This is a genomic window from Micromonospora sp. Llam0 (assembly GCF_003751085.1).
In the GTDB taxonomy this organism is placed as follows: Bacteria; Actinomycetota; Actinomycetes; order Mycobacteriales; family Micromonosporaceae; genus Micromonospora_E.
In genome coordinates this window covers 751,333-772,084 of sequence record NZ_RJJY01000002.1, presented here as the reverse complement: position 1 = coordinate 772,084, position 20,752 = coordinate 751,333, and the positions used below count along the sequence as shown (strand labels likewise).

19 protein-coding genes and 1 pseudogene are annotated in these 20,752 nt (G+C 71.0%); 8 read left to right on the top strand and 12 right to left on the bottom strand.

The window, feature by feature from the left end; all coding sequences use genetic code 11:
* Positions 1–34 precede the first annotated feature (34 nt).
* The 7 genes from EDC02_RS30720 to EDC02_RS30690 all read right to left on the bottom strand — a co-directional run bounded on the left by EDC02_RS30720 (position 35) and on the right by EDC02_RS30690 (position 7,228).
* On the bottom strand, positions 35–358 hold the full coding sequence (locus EDC02_RS30720) for a hypothetical protein (RefSeq protein ID WP_148083701.1): 324 nt from the start codon (positions 356–358) through the stop codon (positions 35–37).
* Positions 359–604: 246 nt separating this feature from the next.
* On the bottom strand, positions 605–1,615 hold the full coding sequence (locus EDC02_RS30715; protein WP_123607256.1) for a LacI family DNA-binding transcriptional regulator: 1,011 nt from the start codon (positions 1,613–1,615) through the stop codon (positions 605–607).
* A 59-nt stretch (positions 1,616–1,674) separates the two neighbouring features.
* Complete coding sequence (locus EDC02_RS30710) at positions 1,675–3,057, bottom strand: GH1 family beta-glucosidase (RefSeq protein ID WP_233606531.1); 1,383 nt, start codon at positions 3,055–3,057, stop codon at positions 1,675–1,677.
* On the bottom strand, positions 3,054–3,827 hold the full coding sequence (locus EDC02_RS30705) for a carbohydrate ABC transporter permease (protein ID WP_123607253.1): 774 nt from the start codon (positions 3,825–3,827) through the stop codon (positions 3,054–3,056). The genes EDC02_RS30710 and EDC02_RS30705 overlap by 4 nt, the downstream gene beginning before the upstream one ends.
* Positions 3,828–3,901: 74 nt before the next feature.
* Positions 3,902–4,918, bottom strand: coding sequence for a carbohydrate ABC transporter permease (locus EDC02_RS30700; protein ID WP_199757975.1), 1,017 nt, complete (start codon positions 4,916–4,918; stop codon positions 3,902–3,904).
* A complete protein-coding gene (locus EDC02_RS30695) occupies positions 4,915–6,219 on the bottom strand; it encodes an ABC transporter substrate-binding protein (protein WP_123605765.1) in 1,305 nt (434 codons plus the stop codon). The genes EDC02_RS30700 and EDC02_RS30695 overlap by 4 nt, the downstream gene beginning before the upstream one ends.
* Before the next feature lie 247 nt (positions 6,220–6,466).
* Positions 6,467–7,228 (bottom strand): maleylpyruvate isomerase N-terminal domain-containing protein, encoded by a 762-nt coding sequence (locus tag EDC02_RS30690; protein WP_123605764.1) that lies wholly within the window; start codon positions 7,226–7,228, stop codon positions 6,467–6,469.
* A 69-nt stretch (positions 7,229–7,297) separates the two neighbouring features.
* On the opposite strand from EDC02_RS30690, the gene EDC02_RS30685 reads away from it, so the two are divergent.
* A complete protein-coding gene (locus EDC02_RS30685) occupies positions 7,298–8,419 on the top strand; it encodes a UDP-N-acetylmuramate dehydrogenase (protein WP_255500595.1) in 1,122 nt (373 codons plus the stop codon).
* 60 nt (positions 8,420–8,479) lie between these two features.
* Here the strand turns inward: EDC02_RS30685 and EDC02_RS30680 are convergent, their stop codons facing one another.
* Together EDC02_RS30680 and EDC02_RS30675 are read right to left on the bottom strand one after the other, a co-directional pair.
* A complete protein-coding gene (locus EDC02_RS30680) occupies positions 8,480–9,331 on the bottom strand; it encodes a class I SAM-dependent methyltransferase (protein WP_123605762.1) in 852 nt (283 codons plus the stop codon).
* Entirely contained in the window at positions 9,328–10,116 is a 789-nt protein-coding gene (locus tag EDC02_RS30675) for an SDR family oxidoreductase (RefSeq protein ID WP_123605761.1), read from the bottom strand. Before EDC02_RS30675 ends, EDC02_RS30680 begins: the two co-directional genes overlap by 4 nt.
* 186 nt (positions 10,117–10,302) lie before the next feature.
* Here EDC02_RS30675 and mshA point away from each other — a divergent pair, with 186 nt between their 5' ends.
* The 3 genes from mshA (at position 10,303) to EDC02_RS30660 (ending at position 13,288) form a co-directional block, all read left to right on the top strand.
* Positions 10,303–11,670: a D-inositol-3-phosphate glycosyltransferase gene (gene mshA / locus EDC02_RS30670; protein ID WP_123605760.1), complete on the top strand. Its 1,368-nt coding sequence runs from the start codon at positions 10,303–10,305 to the stop codon at positions 11,668–11,670.
* An 11-nt stretch (positions 11,671–11,681) separates the two neighbouring features.
* Positions 11,682–12,197, top strand: a complete 516-nt coding sequence (locus tag EDC02_RS30665; protein ID WP_123605759.1) for a YbjN domain-containing protein — start codon at positions 11,682–11,684, stop codon at positions 12,195–12,197.
* 86 nt (positions 12,198–12,283) lie between these two features.
* Positions 12,284–13,288 (top strand): hypothetical protein, encoded by a 1,005-nt coding sequence (locus EDC02_RS30660; protein ID WP_233606529.1) that lies wholly within the window; start codon positions 12,284–12,286, stop codon positions 13,286–13,288.
* Positions 13,289–13,608: 320 nt separating this feature from the next.
* Here the strand turns inward: EDC02_RS30660 and EDC02_RS30655 are convergent, their stop codons facing one another.
* Positions 13,609–14,943: an MFS transporter gene (locus tag EDC02_RS30655; protein ID WP_123605758.1), complete on the bottom strand. Its 1,335-nt coding sequence runs from the start codon at positions 14,941–14,943 to the stop codon at positions 13,609–13,611.
* 164 nt (positions 14,944–15,107) lie between these two features.
* Between EDC02_RS30655 and EDC02_RS30650 the strand changes: the two genes are divergently transcribed.
* The gene (locus EDC02_RS30650; RefSeq protein ID WP_233606528.1) at positions 15,108–15,857 is read left to right on the top strand and encodes a phosphoglyceromutase; all 750 of its coding nucleotides are present in this window, start codon (positions 15,108–15,110) and stop codon (positions 15,855–15,857) included.
* Between the two features lie 89 nt (positions 15,858–15,946).
* On the opposite strand, the gene phoU is transcribed toward EDC02_RS30650, so the two are convergent.
* Entirely contained in the window at positions 15,947–16,594 is a 648-nt protein-coding gene (phoU, locus tag EDC02_RS30645) for a phosphate signaling complex protein PhoU (RefSeq protein WP_123605756.1), read from the bottom strand.
* Between the two features lie 198 nt (positions 16,595–16,792).
* On the opposite strand from phoU, the gene EDC02_RS30640 reads away from it, so the two are divergent.
* A complete protein-coding gene (locus EDC02_RS30640) occupies positions 16,793–18,115 on the top strand; it encodes a cell wall metabolism sensor histidine kinase WalK (RefSeq protein WP_233606527.1) in 1,323 nt (440 codons plus the stop codon).
* A 35-nt stretch (positions 18,116–18,150) separates the two neighbouring features.
* Positions 18,151–18,834: a response regulator transcription factor gene (locus tag EDC02_RS30635; protein WP_123605755.1), complete on the top strand. Its 684-nt coding sequence runs from the start codon at positions 18,151–18,153 to the stop codon at positions 18,832–18,834.
* Positions 18,835–18,889: 55 nt separating this feature from the next.
* Here the strand turns inward: EDC02_RS30635 and EDC02_RS30630 are convergent, their stop codons facing one another.
* The gene (locus tag EDC02_RS30630) at positions 18,890–19,705 is read right to left on the bottom strand and encodes a hypothetical protein (protein WP_370461620.1); all 816 of its coding nucleotides are present in this window, start codon (positions 19,703–19,705) and stop codon (positions 18,890–18,892) included.
* Between the two features lie 100 nt (positions 19,706–19,805).
* Here EDC02_RS30630 and EDC02_RS30625 point away from each other — a divergent pair.
* Positions 19,806–20,738 (top strand): annotated as a pseudogene (locus EDC02_RS30625) (Ppx/GppA phosphatase family protein); the annotation flags it as partial.
* Positions 20,739–20,752 lie beyond the last annotated feature (14 nt).

The window sequence follows — 20,752 nt, the reverse complement described above, 5'->3', positions numbered from 1 at the left end:
CGGCGCACTTTGTCGCGGTCCTCGGAATTGCGGGTCAGTAGCAGATCAGGGTGACGTTCGCGGTGTAGTAGTAGTCGCTGATCTGATTTACGTACGAGCTGGATACGTAGCAGTCGATGAAGGGGGTGTAGCCATCGATCTGCGCCCAGAGCTCGGCCTGGTACCTGGCGTTGTAGACTGCGCTGCTCGCACTGCTTCCGCTGCCGTAGCCGTAGTAGACGTCGATGGCTGCCGCACTGGCGGATGCGCTGACCTGGGCGTTGGATGACGAGTCGGCGGCGACCGCTGCGGTCCCGGTGGCGGCCATCGCGCCCACGACCATCGCCGCGGTGACGGCGACTCTTGCGAGAGTACGCACGGATGTCCCCTTCCTGTTGCGGATTTGATGTCACCGTAACAGCGGCATTCGTGATCGGCAATGTCTTGCCGTTATCTAGCGCGCGCCGGCGAGGGCGTGCCGACCTGCGACGACTACGAAAAGTCAGAATTGAATTACGGCTGACCAGTGGTTTTGTAGACTGCATTTATCTGCACGATCTCGCAAACCGCGCGTACCCAGTCAGGCGAGGTCAGGCAGGGCCAGAGCGGGACCGGGAACCGGACCTCAGGCGGAGTCGCGCCGGACGAGCTCGGTGGGCAGCACCACCGCCGGCTCGACGGCCTCGCCGTCGGCCAGCCGCAGCAGCAGCCGGGCCAGCGTCCGGCCGATCTCCTGGATCGGCTGGCGGACGGTGGTCAGCGCCGGGTCCATGTAGCCGGCCATCTCGATGTCGTCGAAACCGATGATCGCGACGTCGTCGGGCACCCGGCGGCCGGCTTCCCGCAGCGTACGGATGGCACCGTGGGCCATCAGATCGGAGGCGACGAAGACCGCGTCCAACGCCGGGTCGTCCTCGAGCAGCTGACGCATCGCGATCGCGCCCGACTCGCGGGTGAAGTCGCCGGCGGCGACCAGCGACCGCCCACCGGTCTCCCGGATCACCGTCCGGTAGCCGGCCAGCCGGTCCACCCCGGCGATCATGTCCTGCGGGCCGGCGATCGTCGCCACCCGTCGCCGGCCGGATCCGAGCAGGTAGCGGACCGCCCGCTCGGCGCCGGCCTCGTTCTCCACGTCCACGTACGGCACCCCGGCGCTGACCTGTCCCATCGGTCGGCCGCTGCACACCACCGGCAGGCCGCTGCGGGCCAGCGTGCCGGGCATCGGGTCGACGCCGTGGATCGAGGCGAACATGACGCCGTCGACGTGCCGGCCCAGGGCGTACCGCTCGACCCGGTCGTGGCTGCCGACCGAGCCGGACATCATCAGCACCAGCTGCTTGTCGGCCGCCTCCAGCTCCTGGCTGACGCCGTGGATGATGCCGGGGAAGACCTGGTCGTCGGAGAAGACCCGGGTGGCGGTCTCCGGCAGGATCAGCCCCATCGAGTCGGTGCGCTGGGTGACCAGGCTGCGGGCGGCCAGGTTGGGGACGTACCCCAGCTCCTGGACCGCCCGACGGACCGCGTCCTGGATCGGTACGGCGACGGTGGTGGAGCCGTTCACCACGCGCGAGACGGTGGCCCGGGACACGCCGGCCCGGCGGGCCACCGCCTCCAGCGTCGGACGTTCCCTGGCCATGCTCACGCCTGTGCTCCCCGTCTGTGCAAGGTGCCGCCACCTCGGAAAACGCCAGCGGCTCAGCCGATGCCGTTGCGGCGGATCACCTCTTGGTACCACCGCGCGCTGTCCTTCGGCACCCGCCGCTGGGTCAGGTAGTCCACGTACACGATGCCGAATCGCTTGGCGTAGCCGTAGGACCACTCGAAGTTGTCCAGCAGCGACCACACCAGGTAGCCGCGCAGGTCGACCCCGGTGGCGATCGCGGCGTGCGCGGCCCGCAGATGCCCGTCCAGGTAGGCGACCCGGTCGGCGTCGTGGACCCGTTCGCCGTCGGGGGCGAGCTGGTCGGGGAAGGCGGCGCCGTTTTCGGTGATGATCATCGGTACGCCCGGGTAGTCCCGCCCCAGCTTGCTCAGCAGCGCGGTCAGCCCGGCCGGCTGGATCTGCCAGCCCATGTCGGTCAGCGGCGGTTCCGGGGCGATGAACTCGATGCCCTCGGTGCCGGGGAAGGCCCCGCCACCACCGGGGGCGCCGTCGCGGGCGGCCAGGTAGGTGGGGGAGTAGTAGTTGATACCGAGCAGGTCGATCGGCTCGCCGATGATCTTTTCGTCGCCGTCGCGGATGTGGTCCAGGCCGGTGAACCGGCTGACGTGGTCGAGGATTCGCTGCGGGTAGCCGCCGCGCAGGATCGGGTCGAGGAAGATCCGGTTCTGCAGGTCCTCGACCAGCTCGACCGCCTTGGCGTCGGCTTCGCTGGCCGGGTCGGCCGGGAAAGCCGACGTCGGGTTGACCGTGATCCCGACGGTCGACGCGCCGGCGGCGCGCAGCGCCTGGTTGGCCAGGCCGTGGCCGAGCAGCAGGTGGTGCACGGTCTGGAAGGTGGCGGCCGGGTCGGTACGGCCCGGGGCGTGCAACCCGGTGCCGTAGCCGAGGTACGCCGAGCACCACGGCTCGTTGAGCGTGGTCCAGGTCTGGACCCGGTCGCCGAGCCGGGCGTACACGGCCCGCGCGTACTCGGCGAAGGCCTCGGCCGTCTCCCGGTTGGTCCAGCCGCCCCGGTCCTCCAGGGTCTGCGGCAGGTCCCAGTGGTAGAGGGTGACGATCGGCTCGATGCCACGCCCGCGCAGCTCGTCGACGAGCCGGTCGTAGAAGTCCAGCCCGTGCGGGTTGACCGGGCCGGTGCCGTCCGGCTGCACGCGCGGCCAGGCGATCGAGAACCGGTAGGTGTGCAGCCCCAGTTCGGCCATCAGCGCCACGTCGTCGCGGTAGCGGTGGTAGTGGTCGCAGGCCACGTCCCCGGTGTGCCCGGCGTGCACCTTGCCCGGCGTACGGCTGAACGTGTCCCAGATCGACGGGCCGCGACCGGCCGCGCGGGCGGCGCCTTCGATCTGGTACGAGGCGGTCGCCGCGCCCCAGATGAACGAGTCGGGGAACCGGATGGGCTCGTTGGAGTTCGTCACGCCTTGACAGCACCTTCCATGATGCCGCCGATGATCTGACGGCCGAAAATGATGAACACGATCAGTAGTGGCAGCGTAGCGAGCGCCGTACCGGTGAAGACCTGCGACATGTCGTTGTAGTAGCCGTTCGACAGCGCCCGCAGCGACAGCTGGACGGTCGGGTTCTCCGGGTCGTTGAGCACCGCGTACGGCCAGAGGAAGTCGTTCCACATGGTCATGAAGGTGAGCAGACCGAGCACGGCGGCGGCGGGGCGCAACGCCGGCAGCACCACGTTCCAGTAGATCCGTAGCGTGGAGCAGCCGTCGACCCGGGCCGCCTCGATCAGTTCGGTGCTGACCGCCTGGCTGGCGTACTGCCGCATCAGGAACACCCCGAAGCCGGTGACCAGCGCCGGCACGATGACCGCGGCGAGCCGGTCGTTCCAGTCCAGCTGGCTCATCAGCATGTACAGCGGGATGACGCCGAGCTGGGTCGGCACCATCATCGTCGCGATGATCACCAGCAGCAGGGCGTTGGAGCCCTTGAACCGCAGTTTGGCGAAGGCGAACCCGGCCAGCGACGAGAACAGCACCACCGAGAAGGTGACGGTGCCGGCGACGATCGCCGAGTTGATCATGCCGGTGAGGAAGTACGCGTCCGGGTTGTTGAACAGCCGTTCGATGTTGCCCGGCAGGTTGCCGCCTGGGGTCAGCGGCGGCGGGATCTGCCCCATCGCGTCACTGGACCGGGTGGCGACCACGAACATCCAGTAGATCGGGAAGATCGACATCAGCCCGGCGACGATCAGCGTCGCGTACGTCAGTTTGCTGGCGCTCCACAGGTGCTGACTGGCTTTCACGGTGCTCACCCCTGCTTCCGGGTGCTGTTGCCGAGCCGGCGGATCACCAGCACGTTGATCAGCGAGATGACGACGATCAGGGCGAACAGCATCCAGGCGATCGCCGAGCCGTAGCCGAAGTTGAAGTGCGGCGCGAACGCGTTCTCGAACATGTACATGGTCATCGTCTGCGACTCGCGCAGCGGCCCGCCCCGGATCGGGTTGGGGCCGGAGTTGAACAGCAGCGGCTCGGTGAACAGTTGCAGTCCGCCGATGGTGGAGATGATGACGCAGAAGACAATCGTCGGCCGCAGCATCGGTACGGTGATCGACCAGAACTGCCGGACCGGGCTGGCACCGTCGATCGCCGCCGATTCGTACAGGTCCTTCGGGATGGACTGCATCGCGGCCAGGAAGATCAGCGCGTTGTAGCCGGTCCACCGCCAGTCGACCATCGTCGAGATCGCCACCCAGGCGCCGAACCGGGTGTTGCGCCAGTCGATGGCGTCGATGCCGACCAGGTCCAGCGCCCAGTTGATCATGCCGAACTCGCGGCTGAACAGCTGACCGAAGACGATCGCCACCGCCGCCGTCGAGGTGATGTTCGGGATCAGGATGCTCATCCGGAACGACGTACGGGCCCGCAGCTGCCGGTTCAGCAGGTGCGCCAGCCACAGTGCCAGCAGCAGCTGCGGCACCGTCGAGATGACGAAGATGCCCAACGTGTTGAGCACCGAGTTCCAGAAGTCGCCGTCGCCGAGCAGCCGGCTGTAATTGTCGAAGCCGACGAACGGGTGCTCGGCGGCGAGCAGGTCCCAGTCGTGCAGCGACACCCAGAACGTGTAGCCCAGCGGGTAGGCGCCGAAGATCGCGAACAGCACGAAGAACGGCGCGATGTACAGGTACGGGGAGGCTTTGGTGTCCAGCCGGGCCAGCCACAGCCGGGGCCGCCGGTGCGGCGGCTCGGGCTGTCGCCGGGCCGGCCGGGTGGCGTCGGCGGCCGGCTGCCCCGGCTCGACCTGCGCCACCCGGCCTGCGGTCACTTCTCGGCCGCCGTCTTGGCGTTGTTCACCGCGTCGGTCCAGCCCTCGTCGGGCGTACGCTGACCCAGCTCGACCGTACGGACGGCGTTCTCCACCTCGGTGCGTACCGCCTGGTTCTTCGGTCCCATGTAGACCGGCTTGAGGTTCTTGGCGCCTTCACCGAAGATCTGCCCGATCGGGGCGTCGTTGAAGTACTCGCTGGTCGCCTCCAGGATCGCCGGGTCGTCGAGCGCCTGCGGCGACGACGGCAGCGGGCCCTTGGCCTTGAACGCCCCGATGTGCCCCTCCGGGCTGGTCAGGAACTTGACCAGCTTGACGGCCTCCTCCTGGTGCTCGCTCTGCGCCGGCACCGCCAGGTGCGACCCGCCCCAGTTGCCGCCGTCGCCGGGCACCGTGGCGATGTCCCACTTGCCGGCCGCCTCCGGGCCGGCGTTGCCCTCGATCACCCCGGTCATCCAGGCGGGGCAGGCGATGGTGGCGAACTTGGCCTGCTTGAACGCGGCCACCCACTCGTCGGACCAGGCGCCGTACTTGCCGCTCAGGTCGGAGTCGATGATGTCCATGGTGATGTCCCAGGCCTGCTTGACGGCCGGGTTGGTGTCGACGACGAGGTTGTCTTCGAGGTCGTAGTAGTGGTAGCCCTCGGCGGCGCCGGCGGTCTGCAGCACGATCGTGTTGAACGTCTGGGTCGCCGCGTCCAGGAACGACGCGCCGGTGTCGGCCTCGACGAACTGCTCGCCGACGGAGATGTAGTCCTGCCAGGTCGGCCAGAGCGCGGAGACCTCCCCGCGGTCGGTCGGCAGCCCGGCGGCCTCGAACAGGTCGGTGCGGTAGCACATCGCCATGCCGCCGACGTCGGTGCCGAGCCCGATCAGCTGGCTGCCGTCGGCGGTCAGCGCCTGGTCCCACTTCCACGGCATGAAGTTGCCTTCGAGCTCGGCGGCGCCGTGGTCGAGCAGATTCACGAAGTTCTGCGGGTTGGCCTTGTACTCGATCAGCAGGCCCTCCTCGATGGCGACGACGTCACCGGCGCCCTTGCCGGCGGCCAGCCACTGGGTCAGCTTGGGGGAGTACTCGTCGAGGTTGGTGCCGGTGCCCCGTTCGACGATCTTGATGCCGGGGTTTTCGGCCTCGTACTGCTTGTACAGTTTCTCGTAGCCGAACTGGCCGAAGACGTCGACGGTCAGGGTGATGGTGCCGTCGTCGGTGGCTTCGTCGCCGCCGCAGCCGGTGGCTGCGGCGAGTACGGTGACCGCGGCGGCGGTCGCGGTGACCAACCGGCGGCGTGAATTGGCGCCCATGGATTGACCCCTCTCAGGTCCAGGCATGGTGGGGTGCGGAAACTGCGTGGTTGCTGACTGGCTCTGCGTTGACCTGGCGATCTGGCCGGTTGGCCGGCGTGGTCGGTGAGAGCGCTCTCACGAGAGTGGGACCTGAATCACTTCCATGTCAAGTGAGCGTTCGCAGAAAGTTGCCGGCACGTTACCTACGCCAGCATCGCCAGGGACGACCGGACGCCAGCATCGCCGGCTGGGACGTGACCGGTGGTCAGCCGACCCGGAGCGCGTCCAGCAGCGTGGCGTCGCCGGAGACGTCCAGCACGTCGAACTGCACCCGACCCCAGAGCCCGAGGAGCAGGTCACTCGCGGTGCCGGTGGCCAGGGTCCGGGTGTGATGATCGTCGGAGTCGAGGATCGTGTCGGTGTCCAGCAGCGCCATGCCCTCGCCCCGCAACCGGACGTACCACTCCTGCTCGGCGTCGGTCGCCACCAGATGCGCCACCCCGTACGCCGGCTGGTGACTGCGCCGCCGGCCCGCCGGCAGCCAGGAGTCCAGCACCTCGCTGATCCCGTCGGCGGCCAGCTTCGCCTCTACCGGCTCCACCCCGGCGATCGCCGTCTGCGCGTCCCAGCGGTGCACCGCGGTCTCGTGCGCGATCCGGCGTGGCCAGAACGCCGCCTTCTTCGCCTGCGGCGCCCAGTTCCACGCCGGCAGCTCCGGGTCGATCCCGTCGAGCAGATTGACCAGCGCGTCGAACTCCTGCTGCCACCAGACAAGCGCCTCGTCGCCGCCGGGCCGGCCGGTCATCTCGGACCGCACGGTCGGCGGATCGACCACTCCGCGCACCACGTGCTCGCGCACCCAGGCGTACACCGCGCCGAGATGGTGCACCAGGTCGACGACCGTCCAGTCCGGGCAGGACGGCACCGGCGCGTCCAGCGGCACCTGGGCGACCGCGGCCCGGAACGCCGGACCGTCCGCCCGCAGTGCGCCGAGCCAGAAGTCCTTGGAGCCGTGCAGCCTGCTCATCATGATCCTCCGGGTCGAGCCGACAGCCAGTGGCGTGGCGCGGGTGGATTCCAGCCTAGGGTGAGGGGCGTGCCTGACGTTAGTGCCCACGCGCCATCTGCTGAAGACCCGACGGCCCTTGCGCCGTTGGCACGCTATACCACGCTTGCCCTCGGCGGCCCGGCCGACCGGCTGGTCACCGCGACCACCGCCGACGAGCTGACCGAGGCGGTCCGTGACGCCGGCCGGCGCGGGGAGCAGATCTTGCTGCTCAGCGGCGGCAGCAACGTGGTGATCGGCGACGACGGGTTCCCCGGCACGGTGATCCTGGTTCGCTCCACCGGATTCCAGGTGGTCGCCGAGGAACCGGCGGGGGCAGGGGGTCCGGCCACCGTCACCATCCGGGTCGAGGCCGGCGAGCCGTGGGACGACCTGGTCGCGGCGACCGTCGCCGCCGGCTGGTCCGGGGTGGAGTGCCTGTCCGGTATCCCGGGCGCGGCCGGTGCCACCCCGATCCAGAACGTCGGCGCCTACGGCCAGGAGGTCGCCGAGACCGTGCAGGCCGTGCATGTGCACGACCGGCTCACCGACGAGCGGTACGCGTTGCCCGCCGCCGACTGCCGGTTCGCCTACCGGGACAGCCTGTTCAAACGCAATGATCGCTACCTGGTGCTGGCGGTGGACTTCCAACTGGTCCGCAGCGAGCTGTCCACCCCGGTGCGCTACGCCGAGTTGGCCCGCAGCTTCGGCGTCGCCGTCGGTGACCGGGTGCCACTGGCCGACGCCCGCGCCGCGGTGCTGCGGTTACGGGCCGGCAAGGGGATGGTGCTCGACGCCACCGACCCGGACACCCGCTCGGTGGGCTCGTTCTTCACCAACCCGGTGCTGGACGCCGCCGCCGCGCAGCGGTTCCATGCCCGGGTCGCCGCGGCCGGGACGGGCGAGCCGGCGACCTGGCCGGTCGCCGGTGGCGACGCGGTCAAGGTCAGCGCGGCCTGGCTGATCGACAAGGCCGGGTACGGCAAGGGCTACCCGGGCGGCGACGCGCCGGTCGCCATCTCCAGCAAGCACACCCTGGCGCTCACCCACCGGGGCGGCGGCAGCACCGCCGCACTGCTCGACCTGGCCGGCACGATCAGGGACGGAGTCCGCGCCCGGTTCGGCGTGACCCTGCACCCGGAGCCGGTCCTGGTCAACTGCTCGTTCGACTAGCCGCCGAGCAGCCGACCCGTCGGGCAGGGCCATCACGCGACGGGCCGTCGGGACCACTGCTCAACCGCCGGCCGGGGCCACCGCCGACCAGGGCACGGTCAACTCGCCGAGCCGCCACCGCGCCGGTCGGTCCAGCACCGGCCAGCCGCCGTCCCGCAGCGCCGACACCGTGTGCAGCCAGCGCTGCCGTGGCCCGTACGGTGCGTAGCCGGCCGCCGCCCGCCAGCTCTCGTCGAGCGCCCGCAGCAGTGCGTGCACCCGCTCGCCCGGCACGTTGCGGTGGATCAGCGCCTTGGGCAGCCGTTCGGCGAGCACCGCCGGCCCGCCGCCGGCCGGGCCGGCCAGGGTGGCCAACCGGCCGGCCAGGGTCAGCGAGACCGGCCCGGCGGCGTCGAGCAGCACCCAGGAGCAGACCCGGCCCGGTTCGTCACAGGTCCCCTCGACCAGCAACCCCCCGGGGGCGAGCGCGGTGCTCATCGTCGCCCACGCCGCCGCGACGTCGGACTCGGCGTACTGGCGCAGCACGTTGAACGCGCGGACCAGCACCGGCCGGAGCCCGGCCAGCTCGAATCCACCCCGGCCGAAGGTCAGTTGTGGCGGCGCGGCGGCCGGAGCCGCCGCCGCGACCCGGTCCGGGTCGATCTCCAGCCCGACCACCCGCACGTCCGGTCGCACCGCCCGCAACCGGGCGGCCAGCTCGACGGTGGTCACCGGGTGGGCGCCGAAACCCAGGTCGACCACCAGCGGTGGCCCGGCCGCGTCCGTCAGCGCCGACCCGCAGCGGTACGCGATCCACCGGTCGGCCCGGCGCAGCCGGTTCGGCGCGGTGGTGCCCCGGGTGACCTCGCCGACCGGCCGGGCCGCGTCGGGCGTGCGGGCTCCGACCGGCCGGGCCGCCCGACCCCTGCTCACCCGGGCAGCACCCGGTGCACCTTGTGCTGCGCTGCCTGGGCCAACGGGCGGACCACCAGCCGGTCCACGTTGACGTGCTGCGGCCGGGTGGCGCACCAGGCGACGCAGTCGGCGATGTCGTCGGCGACCAGCGGCTCGGCCACCCCCGCGTAGACCGCGTCGGCCCGCGCGGTGTCCCCGTCGAACCGGTTCACACTGAACTCGTCGGTACGCACCATGCCCGGATCGATCTCGACCACCCGGACCGGCCGGCCGCACAGCTCCAGCCGCAGCGTCTCGGTCAGCGCGGCCTGGCCGTGCTTGGCGGCGGTGTAGCCGCCACCGCCCTCGTAGACGACCTGCCCGGCGGTGGAGCCGATCACCACGACGGTGCCGGCCCCGCTGGCGGTCAGCGCCGGCAGCAGGGCCTGGGTGACCCGCAGCGTGCCGAGCACGTTCACCTCGTACATCCACCGCCAGTCGGCCACCGGCGCGGACTCGACCGGGTCCAGCCCACGCGCTCCGCCGGCGTTGTTCACCAGCAGGGTGACCCGTCCGGGTGGGTCACCCTGCTGGGCCAGCCCGGTGACCGCCTGCGCCAGCCCGGCCACCGACCCGTCGTCGGTGACGTCGCAGGTCACCGCAGTGGCGGCACCGCCGCTGTCGGAGATCGAGGCGACCAGGTCGGCGAGCCGGTCGGCGCGGCGGGCGGCGGCGACCACATGGAAGCCGTCGGCGGCCAGCCGGCGGGCGGTGGCCGCGCCGATCCCGCTGGACGCTCCGGTGACGATGGCGATCGGTGTCATCAGGCCATTGTCGCCGCTTGCCGGCCCGGGACGGTCGCCGCCGGTCGGCCCCGGGCGTCGCCACCGGCGAGAGGTGGATCACCTCCACTGGCTGTAGTGCGGTACGTCGCTGCCGGTACCGGGAAGATGTGACAGGTCGTCCTGGTTGGTGGCGTTGGCTGCGATCAGGCGAGCGGAGGGAGCGACGTGGTGCAGGTGGGTCAGGCCGGGCCGGGTGACAACCAGCCGCCGCCGCGTCCCCGTCGGGTCGCGACACTGTCGGTGCACACCTCTCCGCTGGACTCGCCGGGCACCGGCGACGCCGGCGGTATGAACGTCTACATCGTCGAGGTGTCCCGGCGGTTGGCCGAGGCCGGCGTGGAGGTCGAGATCTTCACCCGGGCGACAGCGGGTGGCGTACCGCCGGTGGTGGAGATGGCACCCGGTGTACGAGTTCGGCAGGTGATCTCCGGCCCACTGGAGCCGCTGCCGAAGGAGGACCTGCCGGCGCAGCTCTGCGCATTCACCGCCGGGGTGCTGCGGGCGGAGGCCGCCCGGGCCCCTGGCTACTACGATCTGATCCACTCGCACTACTGGCTCTCCGGGCAGGTCGGGTGGCTGGCGAAGGAGCGCTGGGGGGTGCCGCTGGTGCACACCGCGCACACTCTCGCCAAGGTCAAGAACGCCCGGCTGGCGGCCGGTGACCGGCCTGAGCCGGCTTCCCGGATCATCGGCGAGGAGCAGGTGGTCACCGAGGCGGACCATCTGGTGGCGAACACCAGGACCGAGGCCGGCGAGCTGATCGACTGGTACGGCGCCGGGGCGGACCGGGTGTCGGTGGTCGAACCGGGCGTCGACCTGGACCGGTTCCGGCCCGGCCCGGCCGGCCGGGAACAGGCCACCAGGGCGGCCGCCCGACGGCGGTTCGGCCTGCCGGTCCGCGGCCATCTGGTGGCGTTCGTCGGCCGGATCCAGCCGCTGAAGGCACCCGACGTGCTGCTGCGCGCGGTGGCCGCACTGCGCCGACGGGACCCGGATGCGGTCGCCGATCTCACGGTGGTGGTCGCCGGTGGCCCCAGCGGAACCGGCCTGGACCAGCCGGGAGCCCTGATCGACCTGGCGAGATCGCTGGGAGTGGACGACCTGGTGCGGTTCATGCCGCCGCTGGCCCGTACCGACCTGCCGGCCCTGTTCCGGGCCGCCGACCTGGTCGCGGTGCCGTCGTACAACGAATCATTCGGTCTGGTCGCCCTGGAGGCTCAGGCCTGCGGCACGCCGGTGCTGGCCGCCTCGGTCGGTGGCCTGGTCACTGCGGTCCGCGACGGGCGCAGCGGAGTGCTGGTCGACGGGCACCACCCGGACGACTGGGGCCGGGCGATCGGCGATCTGCTGGCCGCCCCGGCGTTGCGGGACCGGCTCGGTCGGGGCGCGGTGGAGCACGCCCGGCAGTTCTCCTGGGCACGCACTGCGGCCGGGCTGCTAGACGTTTACGGTGGGGCGGTGCGGGCGTACCGCGCGGCGACCGCCGCCGGGATGTCCCGGGACGCCGACGCCCTGTCGGCAAGCGTGGGCTGACCAGGAGTGCCATGAGCGGACGAGCCGAGGTGGCGGCGCTGATCGAGGCGGTCTGCAACGAGCGCGAGCTGAGCTGGGAACCGACCGGTGACCTGTCGTACGCGGTGACCTTGCCGGGCACCCACAAGCTGAAGACGGTGTGCAATCTGATCGTCGGCGAGCAGGCGCTGCGAATAGAAGCATTCGTGATGCGGCAGCCCGATGAACGGCGTACCGAGTTGTGGACCTGGCTGCTGCGACGCAACGCCAGGATGTACGGTGTCGCCTTTTCGATCGACTCGGTCGGCGACATCTACCTCACCGGTCGTGTCGGGTTGGCCGGTATCACCGAAGACGAACTGGACCGGATACTCGGCTCGGTGCTCACCTATGCCGACGAGTCATTCGACGCGATGCTGGAGATCGGCTTCGGTTCGGCGATCCGCCGCGAGTGGGAATGGCGGGTCAAGAGAGGCGAACCGTTGGCGAACCTGCGCGCCTTTGCGCACCTTTTCGACGACAAGACGCCGGAGGATCCAGGTTTGTAGGGAGCCAGCAGGGTACTGCTCGCATGGTGGCGCAATCGTCGCCCACTGCCCCCCGCAGGGACACTGTCAAAGGGAGTGAGCAGACCATGCCTCAACAGACCAGCACCCGGCGCCGCAGCCCCGCGTCGGACGGACGGTCCAAGGCCGGCCGTAGCTCCACCTCGGCCCGCAAGTCCGGCTCGGCCCGCAACCCGAGTCCGGCTCGGAGCAGCTCGAACCGCGGCGCCGGCACTCGCAGCGCGACGGCGATCATCGACCGGGCCGGCGGCAACGTCCGGGAGAGCGACCTGGCCGACCTGCGGGTCGACGAACTGCGTGCCCAGTTGCGTAAGCGCGGGGTGACCGGCACGTCCAACCTGCGCAAGCCCGATCTGATCAAATCGCTGGCGCGGGCGATGCGGCGGGGTACTCCGGCGCGGGCGAAGCAGGCGTCCCGGCCGAAGGCCGGTTCGCCAACCTCCCGGCGTTCAGCGCCGGCCGGCAAGAGCGCGAGTTCGGCCCGCAAGGGCACCAGCTCAGCCCGGTCCGGTACATCGTCGACGGCCCGCAAGAGCACGAGTGCCGCCCGAAAGAGCACCGGCTCGGCGGGGAGGAGCACCGGTTCGGCCCGCAAGAGCGCGAGTTCGGCCCGCAAGAGCGCGAGTTCGGCCGGTAAGAGCGCCGGTTCGGCCGGGCGGAACACCTCTGGCGCGGGCGGCGGCGCACGGGCCGGCGGTGGCGGCGCCAAGATCCGGTCCGGAGCCAAGTCGTCCCGTTCGCTGAAGTACGCCCAGCGTATCGATGATCCGCAGCAGCACGCCGAACGTGCCGGGCGTAGCCTGGTCACCACCGATCACCGGACGATCCGGCAGTGGGCCGACGCCCGGGGCGGTGCACCGGCGACCGTCAGCGCCCCGCGTGACGGCCGGCCCAGCGTGCTGCGGATCGACTTCCCCGGGTACGGCGGCGGCAATCTACGAAAGATCTCCTGGGATGAGTGGTTTGGGACGTTTGATCAGCGTCGGTTGAACTTCATCTACCAGGAACAGCGCACGGACGGTACACCGAGCAATTTCTTCCGGCTCGAATCTCCCGACCGCGAGGATGCCTGAGCGTGTATTCGTCATCACTCGTCGGTGTTGTTGCGGCTTAAACCCGTCCGGCACCTCGGGTGGTGTGATTGGGCGTACAACCGAATCGCCTTGTCCATCGGAAGTGGCAGGAACTACGGTTGAGCCACGCGCCGAGCCCGGGATTGGCTGGGGGCCGTCGGACCGGTTCGGTCCGAACGACCGGGCTGGGTGCCGGGGGACCGGTGGCATTGGGCCGTTGGGGGACGGCGCCACCCGAAACCGGCGGCGAGGGGGAGCGACGCTTACGGGGGTGAGTGTCGCTCCCCGCCGCCGGTTATCCGTTTCTGCCGGCCTGGCAACTACTGCGGATGAGCTCGCGCCAGCGGCTGCTGGGACCCGTCCGGCTTCGCCAGCTGGGACCGGGCCAGCCGGGTCACGGCCGAAGCGTCCGTCCGTAGCTCGCTCGTCCGTAGCTCGGCGGCCCGCCGTTCTCGGGCCGGTCCGGCGATCAGCTGACCCACCGCGACCACGCCGCCGATCGCGGCGCAGCCGAGCCACAGCGCGGTGTTTCCCGCGTACTGCCAGACGAAGCCGCCGGTGATCGGCGCGGCGAACGCGGCGACCGACCAGGACAGCGAGAAGACGCCCTGGTAACGGCCGCGCAGTGCGGCCGGGGTCAGCTCGGCGATCAGCGTCGCGTTCGACGGCGAGTTGAGCATCTCGCCAGCGGTCCAGATCAGCACGGTCACCGCGTACAACCAGGCGACGTCGGCGACGGCGGTCAGGCCGAAGCCGACCCCGACGATCACCGCCGCCAGAGCCAGCACGTGCGAGCGGTTGCGGCCGGTGATCAGCCGGGGTACGAAAAGCTGCCCGACCACGATGAGTACGCCGTTGAGCGCCATCACCACGCCGAACGTGGTGGGGGACAGCCCGTCGTCGGCCATCGCGATCGGCAACATCGCGCCGTGTTGCATGAACACCATGGCCAGCAGCACGTTCAGCCCGACGAAGCCGAGGAAGACGCGGTCGGTGACGACAACCAGCAACCCGGCCGGTCGGGCCGCGACCACGGCCGCACCGAGCGGTGCCGCCGCCCGGGTCGCCGGCCGGGTCTCACCGACCTTGACGAAGACCAGCGCGGCGGTGGCCAGGGTGGTGCTCGCGTTCACCGCGAACAGCAGGAAGTAGTCGACCTGCGCGGCGAGTCCGGCGAGCACCGCCGCGAACGCGTACCCCAGGTTGATGGCCCAGTAGTTGAGCGAGAAGGCCCGCAGCCGGTCGGCGGCCGGGACCACGTCGATCATCATCGCCCCGTACGCCGGCCGGGCGCCCTCGTTGAACAGGCCGAGCAGCGCGGCCCCCACCAGGAGCAGCCACCACCGGTCGGCCAGCCCGAGGACGATCAGCATGGTGGCGGCGCCCAGATGCGCGGTGAACAGCGTCGGGCGCCGCCCCCAGCGGTCGGCGAGCGTGCCGCCGAGCAGGGTCCCGACCGCGCCACCGGCACCCCACGCACCGAGCACCAGACCGGCCTGGGAGCCGGACAGGCCGCGCCCGGCGGTCAGGTAGATGGCCAGGAAGATCACGACGAACGAGCCGAGCCGGTTGATCAGACTTCCGGTCCACAGGTACCAGAAGGCGCGGGGCAGGCCGCCGGTGGTCTGCCGCAGCCATTCCCGCGCGCCCGACATCCGCCACCCCCGTGCAGTAATGAACAGTGCTCGACCGGTGCCTTACACGCTAGGGTCGGACGGCGTACCGGGCATGCGAATTTCGGCGTGGTGGTCGTCACCCCGGCCGGCCGGTGCCCCGGGCCGGTGAACCTCCAGGCGCCGGGTCCGGCAGGATGGACGACATGACTGTGGGGACACTGGTGCTGCTCCGGCACGGCGAGAGCGAGTGGAACGCGAAGAACCTCTTCACCGGTTGGGTCGACGTGGATCTGACCGCCAAGGGCGAGGCCGAGGCGCGGCGCGGCGGTGAGCTGCTGGCGCAGCACAACCTGCTGCCGGACGTGGTGCACACCAGCGTGCTGCGGCGGGCCATCCGGACCAGCGAGTTGGCGCTGCACACCGCCGACCGGGGCTGGATCCCGGTGCGCCGGTCGTGGCGGCTCAACGAGCGGCACTACGGCGCGCTGCAGGGCAAGAACAAGAAGCAGACCCTGGAGGAGTACGGCGAGGAGCAGTTCATGCTCTGGCGCCGCTCCTACGACACCCCGCCGCCACCGATCGCTGACGACGACGACTGGTCGCAGGTCGGCGAGCCGCGGTACCGGGAGCTGCCGCCCGAGCTGATGCCCCGGACCGAATGCCTGGCCGACGTGGTGCGGCGGATGCTGCCGTACTGGTACGACGCGATCGTGCCGGACCTGCTCGCCGGCAAGCAGGTGCTGGTCGCGGCGCACGGCAACTCGCTGCGGGCGCTGGTGAAGCACCTCGACGGGATCTCCGACGAGGCGATCGCCAAGCTGAACATCCCGACCGGCATCCCGCTGCGCTACGACCTGGACGGCGCGCTGCGGCCGGTCAACGTCGGCGGTGACTACCTGGACCCGGACGCCGCCGCGGCAGCGGCCGCCGCGGTCGCCAACCAGGGCCGCTGAGCGTCGGGCCAGGGGTACGGGACGCTGCCCGCCCCGTACCCCTGGCCCTGGTCACGGGCAAGCCGGGACCCGCGCTGCCCGGCGGCCGGTCAGTCGTTCGGGTTCACCCCGGTCACGTGGTAGACGACCCGCCGGCCGGCGTTGACCGCGTGGTCGGCGTACCGCTCGTAGAACCGGCCCAGCAGCGCGCCGTCGATGGCGGTCTCCGCGCCGTACGGCCAGTCCTTGCCCAGCAGCACCCGGAACAGCTTGCGGTGCAGTTCGTCCATCGCGTCGTCGTCGCTGTCGAGCTCGGCGGCGGTCTTCGCGTCCGGGGTACGCAGCACCCCGACCACCTTCGCGATCATGCGGTCGGCGACCTCGGCCATCTCCGAGAAGACGCCGCGCAGCTCGGCCGGGACCGCCGGTGACGGGTGTCGCCGCAGCGCGGTCTTGGCCACGTGATCGGCGAGGTCACCCATCCGCTCCAACCCGGAGGCCACGTGCAGCGCGGTGATCGCCATCCGCAGGTCGGAGGCGACCGGTGCCTGCCGGGCCAGTAGGTCGCTCACCCGCTCCTCCACCGTGCGGTAGAGGGCATCGATCTCGGCATCGTTGACCAGTACCAGCTCGCCGGCCTCGCGGTCGGCGGTGAGCAGCGCGCCGGTCGCCCGGCGCAGTGCCGTCTGAGCGGCTTCCGCCATCGATACCAGCAGCTCGCTGATTTCCTGCAGCTCGGCCTGGAACTCCTCGCGCATGGTGGCCTTCCGTCGTCGTGGTGGGAGGTCTCCGGTCCTGGTCCCGCCCGGTGTCGCCCACACGGTATGGCGGCTTGCCGGCAGCCAGATGAACAGGGGTGAACAGAGCAGGGCGGCAGTATGAACATCTGGCGATTGCGGTGAGATATGTCCTGTTCGGGTGGCTGACCAGGTTAACAATGACCCTACGATCGCCCCGTGGATTGGGCGGTTCTGGCCGGCGGTGTGGCCGTCGGCACTGGCGGCGGGCTCGTCGCCGGTCTGCTCCTGGCGCGAGCCCGGGCACGACAACTGGCTTCCGCCCCGGTCGAACACCGGGGCGGGCAGCGTACGTCCAGCAACGGGAGGCCGTCGATCGTCGCGAACGACGCCGCTGCGGCGCCCCCGGCTCCGGACCGCAGCCTCATCGACTCACTGGCCCGCCGGAGCCTGGACTCGTTGCGGGTCGGCGTGGTGGTGCTCGACGGGGCCGACGTGCCGGTGCTGGTCAACCCGGCGGCCCGGGCGATGGGCATGCTCCGGGCCGGGCCGACACCGGGCAGCGTCACCGCGCACCCGATCATCCGTACCCTGGCCGGGCAGGTCCGCCGCACCGGCGTGCGCCGCGAAGTGGAGCTCGACCTGCCCCGGGGCCGCGAAGGCGGCTCCCAGGACCCGCTCGGGGTGCACCTGCGGGCCGTCGGCCTGCGCGACAACCACGTGGCGGTCGAAGCGGCCGACGTCACCGAGTCGCACCGGGTGGCCCGGGTCCGCCGGGACTTCGTCGCCAACGTCAGCCACGAGCTGAAGACCCCGATCGGTGCCCTGCAGCTGCTCGCCGAGGCGTTGCTGGACGCCACCGATCCGGACAGCGCGGTCACCGACCCGACCGAGGACGTGGCCGCCGCCCGCCGGTTCGCCGAACGGATCCAGCACGAGTCGACCCGGCTCGGCCGGCTGGTCAACGAGCTGCTCGAACTCACCCGGCTACAGGGGGCGGAGCCGCTGCCGGCCCCCGACCCGATCGCCGTCGACTGGGTGCTGGCCGAGGTCGTGGACCGGACCCGTACCCCGGCAGCGGCCCGCCGGGTCGAGGTGGCGGTGGCGGGCGAACGCGGGCTGACCGTGTACGGTCGCGACAGCCAGATCGCCACCGCGTTGGCGAACCTGGTGGAGAACGCGATCGCCTACTCCGGCGAGGACACCCGGGTCACGGTGACCGTCTCCCGGGCCGATGGCTACGTCGACATCGCCGTCGCGGACCAGGGCATCGGCATCGCCCCCGACGAGGTCGACCGGATCTTCGAACGGTTCTACCGGGCCGACCAGGCACGCTCGCGCAGCACCGGCGGCACCGGGCTGGGCCTGGCCATCGTCAAGCACATCGTCACCAACCATGGCGGTCGGGTCGAGGTGTCCAGCACGCTGGGTGGAGGGTCGACGTTCACGCTGCGGCTGCCTGCCAGCCCGCCGGACGCAGCCCTGCCGCTACCCGAATCGGTTGAGATCGACACCGGTTCGGCCGCGCACGAGCAGGTCTGAGCGGATCAGGCCGGACACAGGGAGGGAACGAACAAGTGGCCCGGGTACTCGTGGTGGAGGACGAGGAGTCCTTCTCCGACGCGCTCTCCTACATGCTGCGCAAAGAGGGTTTCGAGGTGTCGGTGGCACCGACCGGCACCGACGCGCTCACCGAGTTCGACCGTACCGGAGCGGACATCGTGCTGCTCGACCTGATGCTGCCCGAGATGTCCGGCACCGAGGTCTGCCGTGAACTGCGGCAACGTTCCCGGGTGCCGATCATCATGGTGACCGCCCGGGACAGCGAGATCGACAAGGTGGTGGGCCTGGAGATCGGCGCCGACGACTACGTCACCAAGCCGTACTCGCCGCGGGAGCTGGTCGCCCGGATCCGGGCGGTGCTGCGCCGGCAGAGCACCGAGGTGATCGAGCCGTCCACCGCGACGCTGACCGCCGGACCGGTCCGGATGGATGTCGAGCGGCACGTGGTGACCGTCGACGGTGACTCGGTCCAGCTGCCGCTGAAGGAGTTCGAGCTGCTCGAGCTGCTGCTGCGCAACGCCGGCCGGGTGCTCACCCGGGGGCAGCTGATCGACCGGGTGTGGGGTGCCGACTACGTCGGTGACACCAAGACCCTCGACGTGCACGTCAAGCGGCTGCGTTCCAAGATCGAACCGGAGCCGTCGGCCCCGCGCTTCATCGTCACCGTGCGCGGGCTGGGCTACAAGTTCGAATCCTGACCAAATGTTGGAGCCGGTGGCTATACCGGTGCCGGTGGCACCGGTCGCGTCGGGGTCAGTCCGACCGGCGGGTGTTCGGCGCCCGTCGGCGCGGCGTGGCCGGATGCGCCGCCACCAGGCCACGCCGGGCCCGTGCCGCGCACAGCTCGGCCAACCGGGCGTACGCCGCCTTGCCGACCAGCGCGGTCAGCTCCGGCTCGTACGACCGGTACATCGGCTCGCCCCCGACGTGCGCCTCCGGCGACGAGGTGCACCACCAGTCCAGGTCGTGCCCACCGGCACCCCAGCCCCGCCGGTCGAACTCGGTCAGCGTGGAGACCAGCACCTTGCTGCCGTCCGGGCGTTTGGTCCACTCCTGGTCCCGGCGGATCGGCAACTGCCAGCAGACGTCCGGCTTGTACTCCAGCGGGTGCACCCCGTCGCGCAGCGCCTGGGCGTGCAGCGCACAGCCCCCGCCACCGGGGAAGTCGGCGTCGTTGTGGAACACGCACGGCCCGTCGGCGCTGCGGGTGGCGGTCCGCCGCGCCGGATTCTTGCCGTCGACAGTGTCCATCTCGGTGTAGTTCTTGAACCCGCGCCGGTAGTGCTGCCAGGTCTGCGGGGTGAGCCGCTTCGCCGCCGCCTTGACCCGGTTCTCGTCGTCGCTGTCGGTGAAGAAGGCGCCGTGCGAACAGCAGCCGTCCCCGGCCCGCCCGGCGATGATGCCGTGGCAGGACCCACCGAACACACAGGTCCAGCGGGACAGCAACCAGGTCAGGTCGGCCCGGATCAGATGCGCGGCGTCGGCCGGGTCGACGAACTCGATCCACTCACGGGGAAAGTCCAGCTCGACCTCCCGACTGCGGGGGTCGGCCGGGGTCTCGACCAGGATCCGGAGCTCGTCACGGGGCGCCACCCGGCCAGCGTACGCCTGCCACCTGCGGCGGGCCGGGCAAGCGGGTCGGTACGCCCGGTTGGCCTAGGGTGATCACATGCGACTGGGTGTGCTCGACGTCGGTTCCAACACCGTGCATCTGCTCGTGGTGGACGCGCACCCCGGCGCCCACCCGTGGCCGGCGCACTCGGAAAAGTCGCTGCTGCGGCTCGCCGAACAGATCGGACCGGACGGCGCGCTCACCCCGGCCGGGGCGGACGCCCTGGTCGAGGCGGTGGCCGCCGCGCGGGCTGCGGCCGAGCACTGGCAAACCAGCGACCTGATCGCATTCGCCACCTCGGCGGTGCGCGACGCCACCAACTCGGCGGCGGTGCTGGCCCGGGTCCGCGCCGAGACCGGCGTGCACCTGCAGGTGCTCTCCGGTGCCGACGAGGCCCGGATGACCTTCCTCGCGGTCCGCCGCTGGTTCGGCTGGTCCGCCGGCCGGCTGATGGTGCTGGACATCGGCGGCGGCTCCCTGGAGCTGGCCGCCGGGGTCGACGAGGAGCCGCACCTGGCCCAGTCGCTGCCGCTCGGTGCCGGCCGGTTGACCCGGGAACGGCTCGGTGTCACCCCGTTCACCGTCAGCCCGCCTTCCGCACAGTTCGTCAGCGAACTGCGGGAGTACGTCGACGCCCAGGTGCAGACGATGGTTCCGCTGCTGCAGGCGCAGGGCTGGGACCGGGCGGTCGGCACCTCCAAGACGTTCCGCACCCTGGCCCGGCTGACCGGGGCCGCGCCGTCCAGCGCCGGGCTGTGGGCACCCCGGCGGCTGACCCGCGCCGGGCTGCGCCAGGTGACGGGGTTCATCCGGCACATCCCGCCCGCCGAGTTGCACGAACTCGAAGGGGTCAGCGCCAGCCGGGGGCACCAGTTGCTGGCGGGAGCGGTGGTGGCCGAGTCGGTGATGCGACAGCTGGGCATCGAGTCGCTGGACATCTGCCCGTGGGCACTGCGGGAAGGGGTGATCCTGCGCCGGATGGCGCAGCTGGAGCTGACCTCTGC

What these genes read in the sequence shown, in the direction of transcription:
- EDC02_RS30705 (WP_123607253.1), bottom strand. Translation starts at nt 3,827, where the DNA reads ATGTCGATCTTCCCGATCTACTGGATGTTCGTGGTCGCCACCCGGTCC.
- EDC02_RS30665 (WP_123605759.1), top strand. Translation starts at nt 11,682, where the DNA reads ATGAGCGGACGAGCCGAGGTGGCGGCGCTGATCGAGGCGGTCTGCAAC.
- EDC02_RS30695 (WP_123605765.1), bottom strand. Translation starts at nt 6,219, where the DNA reads ATGGGCGCCAATTCACGCCGCCGGTTGGTCACCGCGACCGCCGCCGCG.
- EDC02_RS30690 (WP_123605764.1), bottom strand. Translation starts at nt 7,228, where the DNA reads ATGAGCAGGCTGCACGGCTCCAAGGACTTCTGGCTCGGCGCACTGCGG.
- EDC02_RS30655 (WP_123605758.1), bottom strand. Translation starts at nt 14,943, where the DNA reads ATGTCGGGCGCGCGGGAATGGCTGCGGCAGACCACCGGCGGCCTGCCC.
- phoU (WP_123605756.1), bottom strand. Translation starts at nt 16,594, where the DNA reads ATGCGCGAGGAGTTCCAGGCCGAGCTGCAGGAAATCAGCGAGCTGCTG.
- EDC02_RS30660 (WP_233606529.1), top strand. Translation starts at nt 12,284, where the DNA reads ATGCCTCAACAGACCAGCACCCGGCGCCGCAGCCCCGCGTCGGACGGA.
- EDC02_RS30715 (WP_123607256.1), bottom strand. Translation starts at nt 1,615, where the DNA reads ATGGCCAGGGAACGTCCGACGCTGGAGGCGGTGGCCCGCCGGGCCGGC.
- EDC02_RS30650 (WP_233606528.1), top strand. Translation starts at nt 15,108, where the DNA reads ATGACTGTGGGGACACTGGTGCTGCTCCGGCACGGCGAGAGCGAGTGG.
- EDC02_RS30675 (WP_123605761.1), bottom strand. Translation starts at nt 10,116, where the DNA reads ATGACACCGATCGCCATCGTCACCGGAGCGTCCAGCGGGATCGGCGCG.